Annotated in this window: 15 protein-coding genes; 7 read left to right on the top strand and 8 right to left on the bottom strand. The window is 45.2% G+C overall.

Going from position 1 to position 15042, the window contains the following annotated elements:
- Positions 1 to 3: 3 nt before the first annotated feature.
- The 3 genes from D0A34_04610 to gor all read right to left on the bottom strand — a co-directional run bounded on the left by D0A34_04610 (position 4) and on the right by gor (position 3057).
- Positions 4 to 966, bottom strand: a complete 963-nt coding sequence (locus D0A34_04610; protein UNU18242.1) for a MoxR family ATPase — start codon at positions 964 to 966, stop codon at positions 4 to 6.
- 55 nt (positions 967 to 1021) lie between these two features.
- Positions 1022 to 1558 (bottom strand): hypothetical protein, encoded by a 537-nt coding sequence (locus D0A34_04605; GenBank protein ID UNU22169.1) that lies wholly within the window; start codon positions 1556 to 1558, stop codon positions 1022 to 1024.
- Positions 1559 to 1713: 155 nt separating this feature from the next.
- Positions 1714 to 3057 (bottom strand): glutathione-disulfide reductase, encoded by a 1344-nt coding sequence (gene gor / locus D0A34_04600; GenBank protein ID UNU18241.1) that lies wholly within the window; start codon positions 3055 to 3057, stop codon positions 1714 to 1716.
- Between the two features lie 524 nt (positions 3058 to 3581).
- Here gor and D0A34_04595 point away from each other — a divergent pair.
- The 5 genes from D0A34_04595 to D0A34_04575 all read left to right on the top strand — a co-directional run bounded on the left by D0A34_04595 (position 3582) and on the right by D0A34_04575 (position 10101).
- On the top strand, positions 3582 to 7094 hold the full coding sequence (locus D0A34_04595; GenBank protein ID UNU18240.1) for an NACHT domain-containing protein: 3513 nt from the start codon (positions 3582 to 3584) through the stop codon (positions 7092 to 7094).
- An 86-nt stretch (positions 7095 to 7180) separates the two neighbouring features.
- Positions 7181 to 7597 carry a transposase gene (locus tag D0A34_04590; protein UNU18239.1) on the top strand — a complete coding sequence of 139 codons (417 nt, stop codon included), beginning with the start codon at positions 7181 to 7183 and terminating at the stop codon, positions 7595 to 7597.
- Positions 7483 to 8145 carry an IS630 family transposase gene (locus tag D0A34_04585; protein UNU18238.1) on the top strand — a complete coding sequence of 221 codons (663 nt, stop codon included), beginning with the start codon at positions 7483 to 7485 and terminating at the stop codon, positions 8143 to 8145. The genes D0A34_04590 and D0A34_04585 overlap by 115 nt, the downstream gene beginning before the upstream one ends.
- Before the next feature lie 50 nt (positions 8146 to 8195).
- A complete protein-coding gene (locus D0A34_04580) occupies positions 8196 to 8876 on the top strand; it encodes a Uma2 family endonuclease (GenBank protein UNU18237.1) in 681 nt (226 codons plus the stop codon).
- 460 nt (positions 8877 to 9336) lie between these two features.
- Positions 9337 to 10101 (top strand): ABC transporter ATP-binding protein, encoded by a 765-nt coding sequence (locus tag D0A34_04575; protein ID UNU18236.1) that lies wholly within the window; start codon positions 9337 to 9339, stop codon positions 10099 to 10101.
- Positions 10102 to 10283: 182 nt separating this feature from the next.
- Here D0A34_04575 and D0A34_04570 read toward each other — a convergent pair whose 3' ends face one another.
- From D0A34_04570 to D0A34_04555, 4 genes are all read right to left on the bottom strand, one after another.
- Entirely contained in the window at positions 10284 to 10664 is a 381-nt protein-coding gene (locus D0A34_04570; protein UNU18235.1) for a hypothetical protein, read from the bottom strand.
- Between the two features lie 12 nt (positions 10665 to 10676).
- Positions 10677 to 10919 (bottom strand): hypothetical protein, encoded by a 243-nt coding sequence (locus D0A34_04565; protein ID UNU18234.1) that lies wholly within the window; start codon positions 10917 to 10919, stop codon positions 10677 to 10679.
- Positions 10916 to 11644, bottom strand: a complete 729-nt coding sequence (locus D0A34_04560; protein ID UNU18233.1) for a 1-acyl-sn-glycerol-3-phosphate acyltransferase — start codon at positions 11642 to 11644, stop codon at positions 10916 to 10918. Before D0A34_04560 ends, D0A34_04565 begins: the two co-directional genes overlap by 4 nt.
- 283 nt (positions 11645 to 11927) lie before the next feature.
- Positions 11928 to 12428, bottom strand: coding sequence for a nucleoside deaminase (locus tag D0A34_04555; GenBank protein UNU18232.1), 501 nt, complete (start codon positions 12426 to 12428; stop codon positions 11928 to 11930).
- 79 nt (positions 12429 to 12507) lie between these two features.
- On the opposite strand from D0A34_04555, the gene D0A34_04550 reads away from it, so the two are divergent.
- Both D0A34_04550 and D0A34_04545 read left to right on the top strand, forming a co-directional pair.
- Positions 12508 to 13104 carry a TerB family tellurite resistance protein gene (locus D0A34_04550; GenBank protein UNU18231.1) on the top strand — a complete coding sequence of 199 codons (597 nt, stop codon included), beginning with the start codon at positions 12508 to 12510 and terminating at the stop codon, positions 13102 to 13104.
- Between the two features lie 306 nt (positions 13105 to 13410).
- Positions 13411 to 14244: a 1,4-dihydroxy-2-naphthoyl-CoA synthase gene (locus D0A34_04545; protein UNU18230.1), complete on the top strand. Its 834-nt coding sequence runs from the start codon at positions 13411 to 13413 to the stop codon at positions 14242 to 14244.
- Between the two features lie 223 nt (positions 14245 to 14467).
- On the opposite strand, the gene D0A34_04540 is transcribed toward D0A34_04545, so the two are convergent.
- A complete protein-coding gene (locus tag D0A34_04540) occupies positions 14468 to 14797 on the bottom strand; it encodes a hypothetical protein (protein UNU18229.1) in 330 nt (109 codons plus the stop codon).
- Positions 14798 to 15042 lie beyond the last annotated feature (245 nt).

Here is a 15042-nt window from a genome sequence, read left to right as displayed (position 1 = left end):
TTTTTAGGCGGGTACAGGAATAGATTTGATAATTTCTTCAACAACACCTGGGGCCATTCTACCCGAAAAACGCGCTTGAGGTTCCATTACTAGGCGATGAGCGATGACTGATACCGCCTGTTCTTGAATATGTTCTGGCGTAACAAACTCATAGCCATCAAACAAAGCTAATGCTTGAGCAACTTTCATTAAAGCTAGGGAAGCTCTGGGACTCGCCCCTAGTTGTACGCCTTCGGCTGAGCGAGTTGCATTCACGATATCTACGAGGTAACGTTTCAATTCTTCACTAATTCTAATTTGCTTTACCTGCTGTTTTAAGCTAATTAAATCCTCTAAATTAACGCAGGTTTGAAGTGTATCAATAGGATGTTGATGGATTTGGTCTCCGAGCAGGTTAACTTCGTCTTCTGGCGAGATGTATCCTAGACTAAATTGAACTGCAAAGCGATCCATTTGGGCTTCAGGAAGTGGATAAGTGCCACGAGATTCTACTGGATTTTGAGTAGCAATGACAAAAAATGGGTCTTTAAGTTTGTGCAAATTTCCGTCAATGCTGACTTGAAATTCTGCCATTGCTTCTAGGAGGGCGGATTGGGTTCGCGGTGATGACCGATTGATTTCGTCAGCCAAGATAATATTAGCAAAAATTGGGCCTTCGTGGAAATGGAACGTGCGTTGATTGGGGTCGAGCATGGATATGCCCAAGATATCGGATGGCAAAAGGTCAGGTGTAAATTGAATGCGTTTAAAGCTGACATCGACAGATAAGGCTAGGGCTTTAGCTAGGGTAGTTTTACCTGTACCGGGATAATCTTCTAGGAGGACGTGCCCGCCACTCACAAAGGCTGACAGCAATTTCCTGATTGCTGCTGATTGCCCTTTCACCACTTTTTGAATGTTGTTAGAAATCCTTTGATAAATTTCTCTGCCCGACTGAGCGTGATTTTCTGTAATTGCTTTATCCATTATTTATTGGGTTCGTAGCGTTCGGTTACTGTCCCACTGATTGGCTTGTCCCGATTTAACTATTTACAGCATTTTTCCAATATGTATAAGTTTTTAAACCAATACTTTCTTTATTTTCATTATATATTTCATCCAAACATCTGAAAAGAGCCAAAGCATAATTCTTCAAGCCCAAATTTGTCAAACTTGTGAGAATCCTAGTCAGCCGCAGGTAGTTGTGATTAAATGGTTCAATCCACTCTCTTTTTCTTGACAAATATTCCTCGGATTTGGCAATTACTATTTCTGCGTTTTCCCCTTCGCGGCATTCCAGCCCGTAAAACGCCAGCATGACTTTTAGAGATTTGGCTAAGCGAGTTCTCAACTCTTCACTTGTTCTAAAAGCTTGAATTACCTCATCATTTAAAGTAGGAGCACTGGAATTAAAGCGGCTCTTTTCTCTCAGCGGAAACAGCCATTGAATGTAATTGTGCACGGATTCCAGCTTGTGGTAATCCCACGACCAAATATCCTCGATCGCCCGACCTTGTGAATCAGGCTGCTGACCGAGATAGAATGCTAAAATTTTGTTTTGTTTGGTTGAATCACTCATTAGTTTCTTCAGGGGCGGGCATCCTGCCCACCGCACAATAAAATTTTTCTGTGGAACAGGCATCCTGCCTGTTCTTGAAAATGATGCAATATCTAAATTTTAACCGACTTTAGGCTGTTAGCCAGGGGTTTAAACCCCTGGCTGCTTCGCCCGCTTTACCGCAAAGTAACAAACTCTTCAGCAGTCGATGGGTGAATGCCAATAGTCGCGTCGAAGTCTTTCTTCGTAGCTCCCATATTAACAGCGATCGCCATTCCTTGAATAATCTCGCCCGCGTCTTTCCCCACCATGTGCACGCCCAAAACTCTGTCAGTATTAGTCTCAACGATTAACTTGACAAAAGTTTTCTCGTCTGCACCTGTCAAAGCGTGAAACATCGGCCGAAACTTGGCTGTGTAACACTTAATTGAGTCGGGAAACTTTGCTCTAGCCTGCACTTCGTTTAAGCCGACGCTACCCGCTTCCGGCTGGGAAAATACCGCTGAGGGTACATTTTCGTAACTGATTGCTCTCGGATTGTTGCCAAATTCAGTATCTGCAAAAGCGCGTCCTTCGGCGATCGCAATTGGCGTTAAATTGATGCGGTTGGTGCAATCTCCGACCGCAAAAATGTGCGGCTGACTGGTGCGGCTGTCTTTGGTAACTGCGATCGCACAATTATCGATTTCTACTCCCGCATTTTCTAAAGCCAATTTTTCCAAGTTCGGCAAGCGCCCGGTAGCGCACAACAGCGCGTCTACTATGAGCGTTCCTTCGGATTTTCCCGACAGAGTTATTTTTAAGCCTTCTGGAGTTTTCTCAATGTGGTTGATCGAGCTTTCTGTCAAAATGTTTATTCCGTGCTTAATCATTCCTTCTTGCACGTTGGTGCGAATTTCTGTGTCGAACTCGTTCAAAATTAACTCGCTGCGGATGATTTGAGTTACTTGGCTTCCCAACCCATTCATAATGCAAGCAAATTCGACGCCAATGTAGCCGCCACCCCAAATGGCAAACCGTTTTGGCTGCTCTTTTTGGAGGAAGATTTCGCGGGAGGTAATCGCGTGTTCGATGCCGGGAATTGGGACTCTTCTGGCTTCTCCGCCGACTGCAATTAAGATTTTGGCTGCGGTAAATTTTTTGTCACCAACTTCGACGGTATGGGGATCAATAAATTTGGCGTATCCTGAGATTAATTCGACTCCGGCTTTTTCGAGAAAGCTGATGTGCAGTTTGCTCAGTCGCCGCACTTCTGCGTCTACCGTGGTGACAAGTTTTTCCCAATCGAAGCTGCTTTCTACGGGACTCCAACCGTAGCCCACCGCATCTTCGTAAAGGTGCGAAAATGTGGAGGCGTACACCATGAGTTTTTTGGGGACACAGCCGCGAATTACGCAGGTTCCGCCTACTAAGTCATTTTCGGCGATCGCCACTTTTGCGCCGTAGGATGCTGCTCGCTTGGAACTCGCCAATCCGCCGGAACCCGCACCTATCACAAACAAGTCGTAGTCGTATGTCATAATTGTCGCGAATGTCCTATCTCAATTTTACGATTTTTGTTCTTTACTTTTCTTAATGATATCTCAAAAATTTTTGGTTTTTTTTGGGGTCAACGACTTTACTTTTTGGGCTTGACCTGGTATTATTTAATAATAAAAATCTGTGCGTTAATATAAAATTGCTCAAACTCCCATTATTAGAGTATAACACAAGCGAACGACAAAAAAGATAGAAAAATTTTCCTCTTTTGAGAGCGCTACCAGAAGGAAAGACCTAATTGTCGATCGCTCGTTATAGCCGAGTCGAACTCCTGTAAATCCCTGTAAAAAAGCGCAACTTTGATGTTCTTCCCGATTTTTAAGGGGTAGTAGGGGGCAACAATCAGGCGGGATCGGGGCTAATCGCAGCGCAGCGACAGAAAACTGATACTAGCCTAACCTATGGGGGCAATCACGGGAGATTATTACCCTACAGTTTTTGATAATTTCATCACTCCTTGATAATTGCTATATTATAAACATAAATTAATTCTCGGGCTAGCTTTATGATCGAGTGGCTGGTAGTCTGGGGAGCAACGGAAGCAGTAGGCATTCTCGTTAAACCCATCTTAGAAGATTTAGTCAAAGACGGCGCGAAGGATTTTGCTAAAGATTTTTTTAAAGATTCCCTGAAAAACGTCTTATTAGGCGAAAAAGACCCGCGAAAAGTTGCAGCGGGCCAAGCAATCAAAAAGTTTTTGGAGTTGGTGCAACTGCAGTTAAAAAACGGCGGCCTTTCCCCCGAGGAAAGTAAGGGGTATATTCAAGATGTTAAACAATTTATCAATAACAAGTCTGTTAAGGAAATTTTGGGCAAGGCTTTTGAGAGCGATCGCGAATCTCTCGATGCAGAACTTCTGGAACAAACCTGGAGTCAACTAGATTTAACTCCTTTACCAGCAAGATTTAAGTGGGAAAGAATCGCTAATCAGTATCTCGAAGAAGTTCAAGGAATTCTCTTTGACTCAAAAGACTTGCGCGATATCTTGAATGCTCAAAATCTGGATAGCATTCAGAAAAATACTCAAGAAACGGCGGGGATTATTCCAGATTTTGACTTGAGGCAATATCAAGAAGCTCTGTGCGAGCGTTACAGCAATCTCAATTTAAGCAGCGTCGATCCCAATACCTACGATTATCGGGAAAAACTGAAGGTTTGGCAAATCTTTATTTTCCAAGATGTGCGATCGATTTACGAATCATTTCTGCCCCAAGCTTACGAAATTCCTAAAGAACATCAACGGCGGCTGCAAGACAGCAATCAATTAGACGCGATCGAACTAGAAAATTTAGAGAAATATCGGCGCGGTTATTTTTCTCAGCCGATCGTATCCGTGTTAGATGTTATCAATGACAAGCAAAAGTATCCCTACATTGTTATTTTAGGCGATCCGGGTTCTGGCAAGTCTAGTCTGTTACAAACTTTAGCATTAAACTGGGCGAGATCGCCCTTAAATAGCGTGACATCTCTGCCAATTCCGCTGCTAATAGAATTGCGGACTTACATTCGCAGCGGGGAATCAGGACATTGCAAGAATTTCCTCGAATTTTTCCATCAAAGTCCGGGTTCAATTTGTCACTTGAATCAGCATCAATTGCAGGAACAGCTTAAAGCAGGCGAGGCTGTGGTGATGTTCGACGGGTTAGATGAAATTTTCGATCCCGGGAAACGAGAAGATGTAATTACCGCGATTCATCGGTTTACTAATGAGTATCCCCGCGTGCGAGTGATTGTCACGTCTCGGATTATTGGTTACAAACCTCAACGGTTGCAAGATGCAGGGTTTCATCACTTTATTCTCCAAGATTTGAATGCGGAACAAATTCAGGATTTTGTTCGCCGCTGGCACGAATTAACTTTTACTGATGCTGGGGAAAAAGCGCGAATTCGCGATCGCATGGAAAGAGCATTAGCGTATTCATCAACGATTCGAGATTTAGCGGGGAATCCGTTATTGTTGACGATTATGGCGATTTTAAATCGCGGGCAAGAATTGCCGAGAGACAGGGCGGAACTATACAATCAAGCTTCGCGGGTGTTGCTTTATCAATGGGATGTGGAAAGGTCTTTAGTAGAAGATAGCAGGCTCGATCCGAAAACTATTGATGCTAAAGATAAGCAAGAAATGCTGCGGCGAGTCGCTTACAAGATGCAAGCAGCACCTGAAGGCTTAGCTGGCAATATTATTAGTGCGGAAGATTTGGAGAATACCCTGACAGCATATCTGAAGAATAAAGATTTCGATCGGCCGAAAGAGCGGGCAAAGTTGATAATTAACCAACTGCGAACTCGCAACTTTATTTTATGTTATTTGGGTGCGGATACTTATGGGTTTGTGCATCGAACTTTTTTGGAATATTTCTGTGCGTCGGAGGTGGTGGAGAGATTTGAGAAGACGCAAAAACTTTCTTTAGATGAGTTGAAAACCGAGGTTTTTGGCACGCACTGGGATGATGAATCTTGGCAGGAAGTTTTATGCTTGATTGCGGGATTGATTGATGGACGGTTTACGGGGGAATTGATTGAGTTTCTGATGCTGCAGGATGGGGAAGCCCAAAAGTTCCGCAATCTGTTTTTGGCGGCGAAGTGTTTGAATGAGGTGAGGGATAGAAAGGTGATTGCTGCGGTTGAGACTCAATTGCTTGAACGCTTAAAAGAGTTAACCAAGTACGACCTCAATTACTATTATCAGCCTTCTGGAGAAGAAGCTAATCTAGTTAAGGAAATTCGTACTCAAGCAGTAAGTGCGATCGCCTTTACTTGGAAAGATGGCGCCGCAACCTTACCTTGGCTCAAACAACGCGCTCAATCTGACGATAATTCGGCTGTGCGGAGTGCAGCAGTCCAAGAAATAGCACGGGGGTGGAAAGATGACCCGGAAACCTTACCTCTCCTCAAACAATGCGCTCAATCTGACGATAATTGGGTTGTGCGAGGTACAGCAGTCCAAGAAATAGCACGGGGGTGGAAATATGACCCGGAAACCTTACTTTGGCTCAAACAACGCGCTCAATCTGACGATAATTCGGATCTGAAATATGCAGCAGTCCAAGAAATAGCACGGGGGTGGAAATATGACCCGGAAACCTTACCTCTCCTCAAACAATGCGCTCAATCTGACGATAATTGGGTTGTGCGAGGTACAGCAGTCCTAGAAATAGCACGGGGGTGGAAAGATGACCCGGAAACCTTACCTCTCCTCAAACAATGCGCTCAATCTGACGATGATTCGGCTGTGCAATATGCAGCAGTCCAAGAAATAGCACGGGGGTGGAAAGATGACCCGGAAGCCTTACCTCTCCTCAAACAACGCGCTCAATCTGACGATGATTCGGATGTGCGACAAACAGCAGTCCAAGAAATAGCACGGGGGTGGAAAGATGACCCGGAAACCTTACCTCTCCTCAAACAACGCGCTCAATCTGACGATAATTCGGATGTGCGACAAACAGCAGTCCAAGAAATAGCACGGGGGTGGAAAGATGACCCGGAAATCTTACCTCTCCTCAAACAATGGGCTCAATCTGACGATGATTCGGCTGTGCGATATACAGCAGTCCAAGAAATAGCACGGGGGTGGAAAAATGACCCGGAAACCTTACCTCTCCTCAAACACTGGGCTCAATCTGATGATGATTCGTATGTGCGAGGTGCAGCAGTCCAACAAATAGCACGGGGGTGGAAAGATGACCGGGAAACCTTACCTCTCCTCAAACAACGCGCTCAATCTGACGATAATTGGGATGTGCGACAAACAGCAGTCCAAGAATTAGCACGGGGGTGGAAAGAGGAACCAGAGATATTTGAATGGTTGTGCGATATAGCTATCAATCATCCTTTTGAACGTCAGTCTAAGTTCCAAGATAATCCCAGACAAACAGCACTTGAAATCATGGTCAAGCAATACTCCGATCGCCCAAAAACTTTAGAAATACTTCGCCATAGATTTGCCAACGATCCAGATGAACAAGTCCGCAATTTGGCCCGGGAACAATTGGCAAAATTAGAGAACCTATAATCAAAACAAAAAAAGTATCCACAAATTATGCTAGTTCAAAAAATAGTATACAGCACTTTGCTTAACAGTTAGGTACAATAGTAGAGGTGGTAAGAAAGAAAAAAATGAAACCCTACTCCCTAGATATGCGTCAAAAGATTGTTGACACTTACGAGGCAGGTAACACCTCTATTCGGCAAGTAGCAGAAAGATTTCAAGTCAGTAAAAGTACCGTACAAGCCCTACTAAAGCGAAAAAAAGAGACAGGAAGATTACTCCCTAGTCAGGCAAAGGGCGGTAAACCGAGTTTACTGTTTGGTCACGAACAACAGATTGAAGAGATGGTAGCCCAGTATCCAGATTACACACTAGCGGAATACTGTGAGTATTGGCACGAAAAAACAGGAGTATGGTTGAGCGAGAGTGCGATGTGCCGATTCCTAAAAAAGCAGCAACTCACTTTGAAAAAAAAACACTACGCAGCAGTCAAGCCCATAAAGAAATTAATCAAAATCAGCGAATAGAATATTGGAAAAAAATCCGAGATGTCGCACCAAAAGATCTGATATTTTTGGACGAAATGGGCGTATTGCTAGGGATAATGAGATCCAGAGCTAGAAGTAAAAAGGGAGAAAGAAGCTACGATATCAAGCCATTTTATAGAGGAAGTAGGGTGACAGTAATTGGTGCAATAACCAACAAGAAGGTCATCGCCATGAAAACAATGAAACAATCAATGAATGGAGAAGAGTTCAAGAAATTTGTGCAAGAACAATTGGTTCCCAAATTATGGAAAGGAGCGGTATTAGTTATGGATAATTTGAAGGCACACAAGGTAGAAGGTGTGGAAAAAATGATCGAAGCAGTGGGAGCAAGAGTAGTGTATTTGTCACCGTACTCACCTGAGTTTAACCCCATCGAACATTTATGGTGGGAATTAAAGGCATGGCTCAGGAGATTTGTACCTCGAAGTGTACAGATTGTGGAAAAACTATTGGAATTGGGTGTGAAATTATGTTCAAGTAAGCAAATCGAAAATTATTTTGCTCACTGCTGTTACTGTACCTCTTAGTCACGCAAAGTGCTGTAATTAATATCAAATAGTTTTCGGAGACAACCACTATGCAAGTCACGACCGAAGAAATTATTTATCCATGCAGCGACGGTCAACCAATGGCAGATAGCACAATTCAATACAAATTAATTGTCAAAATCAAAGAAGGTTGCGAATCGCTGTTTAAAAACGACCCAAACGTGTTTGTAGCCGCCGATTTACTGTGGTATCCAGTTGAAGGTAGACCAGACATTTCTCAAGCACCCGATGTCATGGTAATATTTGGCAGACCAAAGGGCGATCGACGTTCCTACCTGCAATTTAACGAAGATAATATTGCTCCCCAAGTTGCGTTTGAGATTCGCTCTCACAACGACCGACAAACCAAGATGTACAAAAAACTTTCATTTTACAATCGCTATGGAGTCGATGAATATTACCTTTACGATCCCGAAAACAACGATTTGAGCGGTTGGCAAAGAATTGAAGGAAACTTAGAATTAATTGAGCCGATGGAGGGCTGGGTAAGTCCGAGATTGGGAGTGCGATTTGAGTTGGGCACAGATGGGTTAGAAATATATCGACCCGATGGACAAAGGTTTCTTTCCTATGCGGAATTGGAGGAACAGGGGGAATTAAACCGCCAGCGTGCCGAACAAGAAGCTCAAAGAGCCGAACAAGAAGCTCAAAGGGCCGAACGTTTGGCAGCAAAACTGCGCGAATTGAACATCGATCCTGAGAGCATTTAAGCGACAAATTAGACCTCTTGCAAAAGTCAAAAACTCACCCCCCTCAGTCCCCCCTTGCTAAGGGGGGAAGCAAGAAAAATTAGGCTCCCTCCCCTTACTAAGGGGAGGGTTGGGGATGGGTCTCAGCATTTTTGCAAGAGGTCTATTGTTTAATTTAGGGCTTACGCATCAAGACCACAGAAACCGGGTTATTTATGCTTTATGCGCGCTGTAGCGAATGATTTTAGTGAAAAAACCCGGTTTCTCACCACCTTTGTGTAAGTCCCATAATTACAACTTGTCCGACTTGTTTAAAGTCGCCAAGCAATCTCCATTCTTGGGGATTGGTTGACTCCAATCCGCTGCATTTGCAATGACGCCTGATACTGAAATTAGCCTCCAAACGATCGCCCTTCCAGCCGCCAAAACCGATAAGAAGTGTTAAGTTAGTAGTTAGTTGTGTCGATCGCACATAAAAAAAATGCCTGAACTACAAACCGATACATACCAAGACCTCGACCCGCAAGTCCTCTCAAAGCCCGTTGTTGTCGGTCTGGAAGAGGTAACAAAAGTTTACGGGATTGGCGACCTGGAAGTTCGCGCCTTAAACGGCGTCAGCTTGACCGTAAGACAAGGAGAATATTGCTCGATTATGGGCGCGTCGGGTTCCGGCAAATCTACAGCTATGAATATTATCGGCTGTCTCGATCGACCTACGAGCGGCAGTTACTACTTAGACGGCGTAGATGTCGCCCAAATGCCCGAAGGAGAATTAGCCGGAATTCGCAATTTAAAATTAGGTTTTGTCTTCCAACAATTTCACCTCTTGGCTCAATTGACAGCATTAGAAAATGTCATGCTACCAATGGTTTATGCCGGCATTCCCGCAGCAGAAAGACGCGAACGGGGAGTAGAGGCTTTAACGAAAGTCGGCCTGGAAAGTCGCCTGCAAAACAGACCGAATCAACTATCAGGAGGACAGCAGCAGCGGGTAGCCATCGCCAGGGCTATTGTCAACCGTCCCGTGTTGTTGCTGGCTGATGAACCTACAGGTGCATTGGATACAAAAACTACTCAAGAAGTAATGGATATTTTTACAGAATTCAATGAAAATGGCATGACTGTTGTTATGGTAACGCACGAACCGGAAGTGGCGCGCCAAACTCGCCGCGTTGTCTGGTTCCGCGACGGTAAAGTTATTCACAATAATCTCAACCCCGAAGAGCTTTCACACGCTGTATTTTAGTATAAGAGTCCGCGAAAAGCGAAAAGAAAATTGGGCGATTGAAATCGCTTCTAGACAAACGAAGTCCGCCTACGCGGACTGAAGAATTAAGAGGGTATCAGTCCTATGCCAGAGGACTGTTAGCTATTAGACAGGGGTTTTCAACCCCTGGCGGACTAATAGACAAAACGCCAGATATGTGATTAATGAAAAGCACTCGGAAAAGCTTCCCAAACTCGATCGACAAAATCTCTAAGTTGCCGAGATGCGATCGCACCATCCTTTTTCTCAGAGTCCAGAGACTGCAACTCGGTTAACAGCGAAATTACCTCGGTATCCAGCGCCGCCCGAAACAAACTCCCCGGCCACAGCAAATCAGCACCATCGCGCAAATCGGATAAAGTGTAGTCTTCCGACCATTGCGCCGATAAATCCTTCCCCGACAGTAATACAACTAACATTAAAGGGCGCACCCAACAAACTTGACGTGCCTCAACCACTTGGATTACCTCGGAATGCAGGCACGCATCTCCACATTCTAAACTGACAATTTGACCCGGCTTAAAGTTCAAAGCACAATCCATTAATGCTCACACTTAATACAGACATAACAAAGCAGCAAAATAAGTGCTGCATCTCTCCACAGCACCCGAAAACATTATATCATAATTCCTTCTTTCTTCCTTCTTCCTTCTTCCTTCTTCCTTCTTCCTTCTTCCGACTTCCTTCTTCCTGACATCCGTTACATCCCGTACATTGCTCGTTGCCGAACTTCCTTCTTCCTGACATCCGTTACATCCCGTACATTGCTCGTTGCCGAACTTCCTTCTTCTCCTCAACTTTCATCAAGCTTTTTAAGATCCATTTCGAGCTGGGCACTCAACAATCGTGCTTCTTTTTTACCACCGCCACCATTGGCATAATCCGCCACGGAAATCGGAGAACCGATCGCAATTTTTACCTGACAACCCCATTGAGGAATGCGCGGGCGATAGCGGATACTCATCGGTACAATTTTCACCCCCAAACCCGGTTTGCTCAACTCTGCTTGCATTGCCAAACGCGCCAATCCCGGCTTAATCGGATGAACTTCGCCATCCTGAAAAATGCCGCCTTCGGGAAAAATCACCAACATTTCCCTGTCGAGGAGTAGTTCCACCCCATAACGGAGAGTGCCAATTGCCGGATGCTTGAGATCCACAGGAAACCCTCCCAAATTTCTGATGAACCAACCTTGCAGTCCTTTCACTTCATCAGCAGTTACCATAAACCGCAAATCGCGTCCAGTCACCTTCTGTCCAGTTGAATAAGGCATCATCAGGGCATCCCACCGGGATCGGTGCGTAGGGGCTAAGATGACAGGCCCGTCTTTCGGCAAGTGCTCCTGTCCGGTTATCTCAATCTTGCCAAAATGAAACGGTAGGACAACATAGTGACCTAGCGGATAGAGCAAGGATGTTAACCAAGGAGAAACGCGAGAGGTATTAGATGCTACCTTGGCAGGCATTGGCTTCACTAGAGATGATTTACTGGACTCAACGGCGATCGTGGCGGTGTGGGGCATAGCAATTAAGCTGCTTTGTCGAGATCTAAAGTCTAAAGTAAGTGATGGGACAAATCTTTAGTTTTTGGGTCGGGACACTTTTGCTATTGGCCTTGTACCGATCGAGCGATCGCGCCCGCAAGAGATAATCTCTAACAGGTAAAACCTCAGCCAACCGGACAGCACTCATGCAGAGCACTCTGCCGCCTGGAAAGCTCGATCGGGCAATTACGGATCTATTATTCCAGCTAAAGGGTCAAGTTCGATTAAACATCGCCCAGAAGAGAGTAAAAAATTTTACCTGTTAATTTTTCCGGCGTGTTTCAAACCAGGAAATCAACTGATCGCGGCAAACAGACTCCATAATACCGCCGAGCACCTCTAAGCGGTGACACGAATGCGCGCTATCGGGAATATTAGCAGCAGTCCGAATCGTGCCAGTTTTCGGGTCATCTGCTCCGTATACCAGCCGGCCAATCCGAGCTTGGACGATCGCACCAGCGCACATCGGACAAGGCTCCAGCGTTACGTAGAGCGTGCATTGGTTAAGATGCCAGTCTTGCAAAACTTGGCCGGCCGCCCGCAAAGCCAAGATTTCAGCGTGAGCAGTCGGATCGCAGTCTCGCTCTCGCCGATTTTGCGCTTCGGCAATCAATTTGCCGCTACCGTCAACAATTGCCGCGCCCACGGGTACTTCACCGGCATCACCGGCTGCTTGTGCCAATTCCACAGCCCTAGTCATCCAGCGTTTGTGAATAAAATAAGTAGTATCACTAATAGAGAATGGCTCCGTTTTAGAATTCACGTCATACCTACGTAACAGAAAAACTTAAGATCGAGAAAGTAAAGTTACATTACAGCTTAATAGAAAGTGATTTTTAATTATGGACACCACCAGGATAACCACTGAAATTGTTGAGCTGTTGTGCCGCATTAGCCGACAAAAGCTGCGCGAACAAGATATCACTCCTTTGGTAGTGTTTGTGACTGCTCTAATTTCCATCCTGCGCGGAGTCATGATTATTGACAGGACGATCGCAGTTGAAGAAGAAGAACGGCTGCAAAAGACTCTCAAAGCCTTTGCCAGCGGCGACCGCGATCGGGTAGAACTAATTCAGCGCCTTGTCAAAGGAGTATCCAAACAGCAGGTTTACTTCAACCCCACGGAATTGCTAACCCTGACAGCTTTCTTCTCAGAATCAGAAAAACTGTTGCTTATCGGTTCCGGCTACGAAATGTCAGCGGCCGACGGACACATCGATATGCGGGAGCAAATGTACTTACAGTCGATCGCAAATCGGCTCGGCCTCGACTCCAGACACATTGCAGTCCTAGAAACTTTATTTACTAAAGAAGGAACCCTCGACTCACAAGCTTTTGCCGAAGTTCAAGCTTTACTCGATCCCAGCGAATTCGAGTCGCGCGATCCGGTATTTGGCAAAGCAGCAAAGCACTTGCTGAGTATTTTACTCCGCAAATAATCCAGCGCATATAAATTTTGGGGCAGTAAAAGTAGTGAGAGGAATTCGAGGATTTGACGCTGTGTCCATTTGAGATGGGACTTGGGCGCTCTTACCCTCAAAAACCGGGTTGTTTAACCCCTACCAAGAGCTTTGCACGGCGTATGTTCGTAAAAAACCAGGTTTCTGCCTCAGTCCCGCATTATTTTTTTTGCAAGAGTCGATCGACCCTTGTATCCCATTGAACCGAATCAATCTAGAATCTAAAAGCGACTTGTCGCTGCCTTAATGCACCCTGCTCGGTCTCAAATCTCAAATTGATTGATTATGCAAATTGAATGGCAAACCGCCAAAACCTACGAAGACATTCTCTATCACAAAAGCGGCGGCACCGCCAAAATTACCATTAATCGACCTCACAAACGGAACGCTTTCCGTCCCAAAACCGTGCAGGAACTGTGCGATGCCTTTACTGATGCCCGCGAAGACACAAAAATCGGCGTTGTCCTTTTCACAGGTGCGGGGCCTCATACAGACGGCAAATATGCCTTTTGCGCCGGCGGCGACCAAAGCGTGCGGGGTGCGGCGGGATATGTAGACGAAGGTGGCATACCCCGGTTGAACGTGCTCGACTTGCAGAAGTTGATTCGATCGATGCCCAAAGTTGTAATTGCTTTAGTTGCAGGCTACGCAATTGGAGGGGGTCACGTTCTGCATTTAATTTGCGACTTGACGATCGCTGCTGACAATGCTATTTTCGGACAGACCGGCCCCAAAGTCGGCAGTTTCGACGGTGGTTTCGGAGCTAGCTATCTCGCCAGAGTCGTTGGTCAGAAAAAAGCCAGAGAAATTTGGTTTTTGTGTCGCCAGTACAGCGCGCAGCAAGCCCTAGAAATGGGTTTAGTCAACTGCGTCGTGCCCGTCGAACAACTAGAACTAGAAGGGATTCAGTGGGCGGCGGAAATTCTAGAAAAAAGTCCGATCGCGATTCGCTGTTTGAAATCTGCTTTTAATGCCGACTGCGACGGTCAAGCCGGTTTGCAAGAACTGGCGGGAAATGCCACTTTGCTGTACTATATGACCCAGGAAGGCGCCGAAGGCAAACAAGCCTTTTTGGAAAAACGGCAACCTGATTTTAGTCAATATCCTTGGCTGCCATAGCTGGATGGAGAAATCAGTTTTTTTTTATGCGCTCATCTTAAAGTAGATGCTGCTGATTTTTATGAGTTAGTAAAGCCAAATGCACCCGATGTCCAAAAGTGTCAGTATTGATACCAGTTCCCAAAAAGAATGAAACTGCTTTGTCAGATCCAAACCATGATAACGATCAGTGATTTCCCAATCGAAAATCGAAAATGGTATGATCTATCCTGCTGCCGACTAACTAAACCGAGACTGCTGCTGCGGATTTTTCGGTTAACGTTGTGCATGTAAGCTGGCAGGCAGGACGCTCGGAAAGAGTGACGGCGGCATCCTGCAGCATCAGAGTCGATTCTTGCCACATTCCAATTTCTTCTATGTTTTCCCAAGATGACCTAAAAGGCGAAACCGCTAAAGCACAAGCTTTCCAGTGACCTTGAACCGGCCCGCCTAGTAGAGCGCAAACACCCCCGCGTCTCCCCTCAGGTGTATAGTGCCTGCAGTGACGGCAAGCTGAAGTTAAAGGTGAAGTTAAGGAGGTTTGCATAAAAGTTCTTAGGGAAATCATTTTCATCTCTAATTCTCCCTTGCAGAGCTAGCCTGCCTGAGAGCCCCCCAGCCTTTATTCTGTCTGGCTTGTAGCGATCCCCGGAGCATAATTAAATTTTATAATTTATTTATAATCTCGTTATATATAGAAACAATTAGCTCTGTCGTTGCTCATTGTATAGGTAAAAACAAAGGTTAAAACTTTATAAAGCCGTCAGGGATCAAGAAAAAGTACAAATGTACAACGACTATGAGACGTTATAAATAAGC

This window comes from Microcoleus vaginatus PCC 9802 (assembly GCA_022701275.1).
GTDB classification, from domain to species: Bacteria; Cyanobacteriota; Cyanobacteriia; order Cyanobacteriales; family Microcoleaceae; genus Microcoleus; species Microcoleus vaginatus_A.
This window is presented reverse-complemented; position numbering and strand designations above follow the sequence as displayed.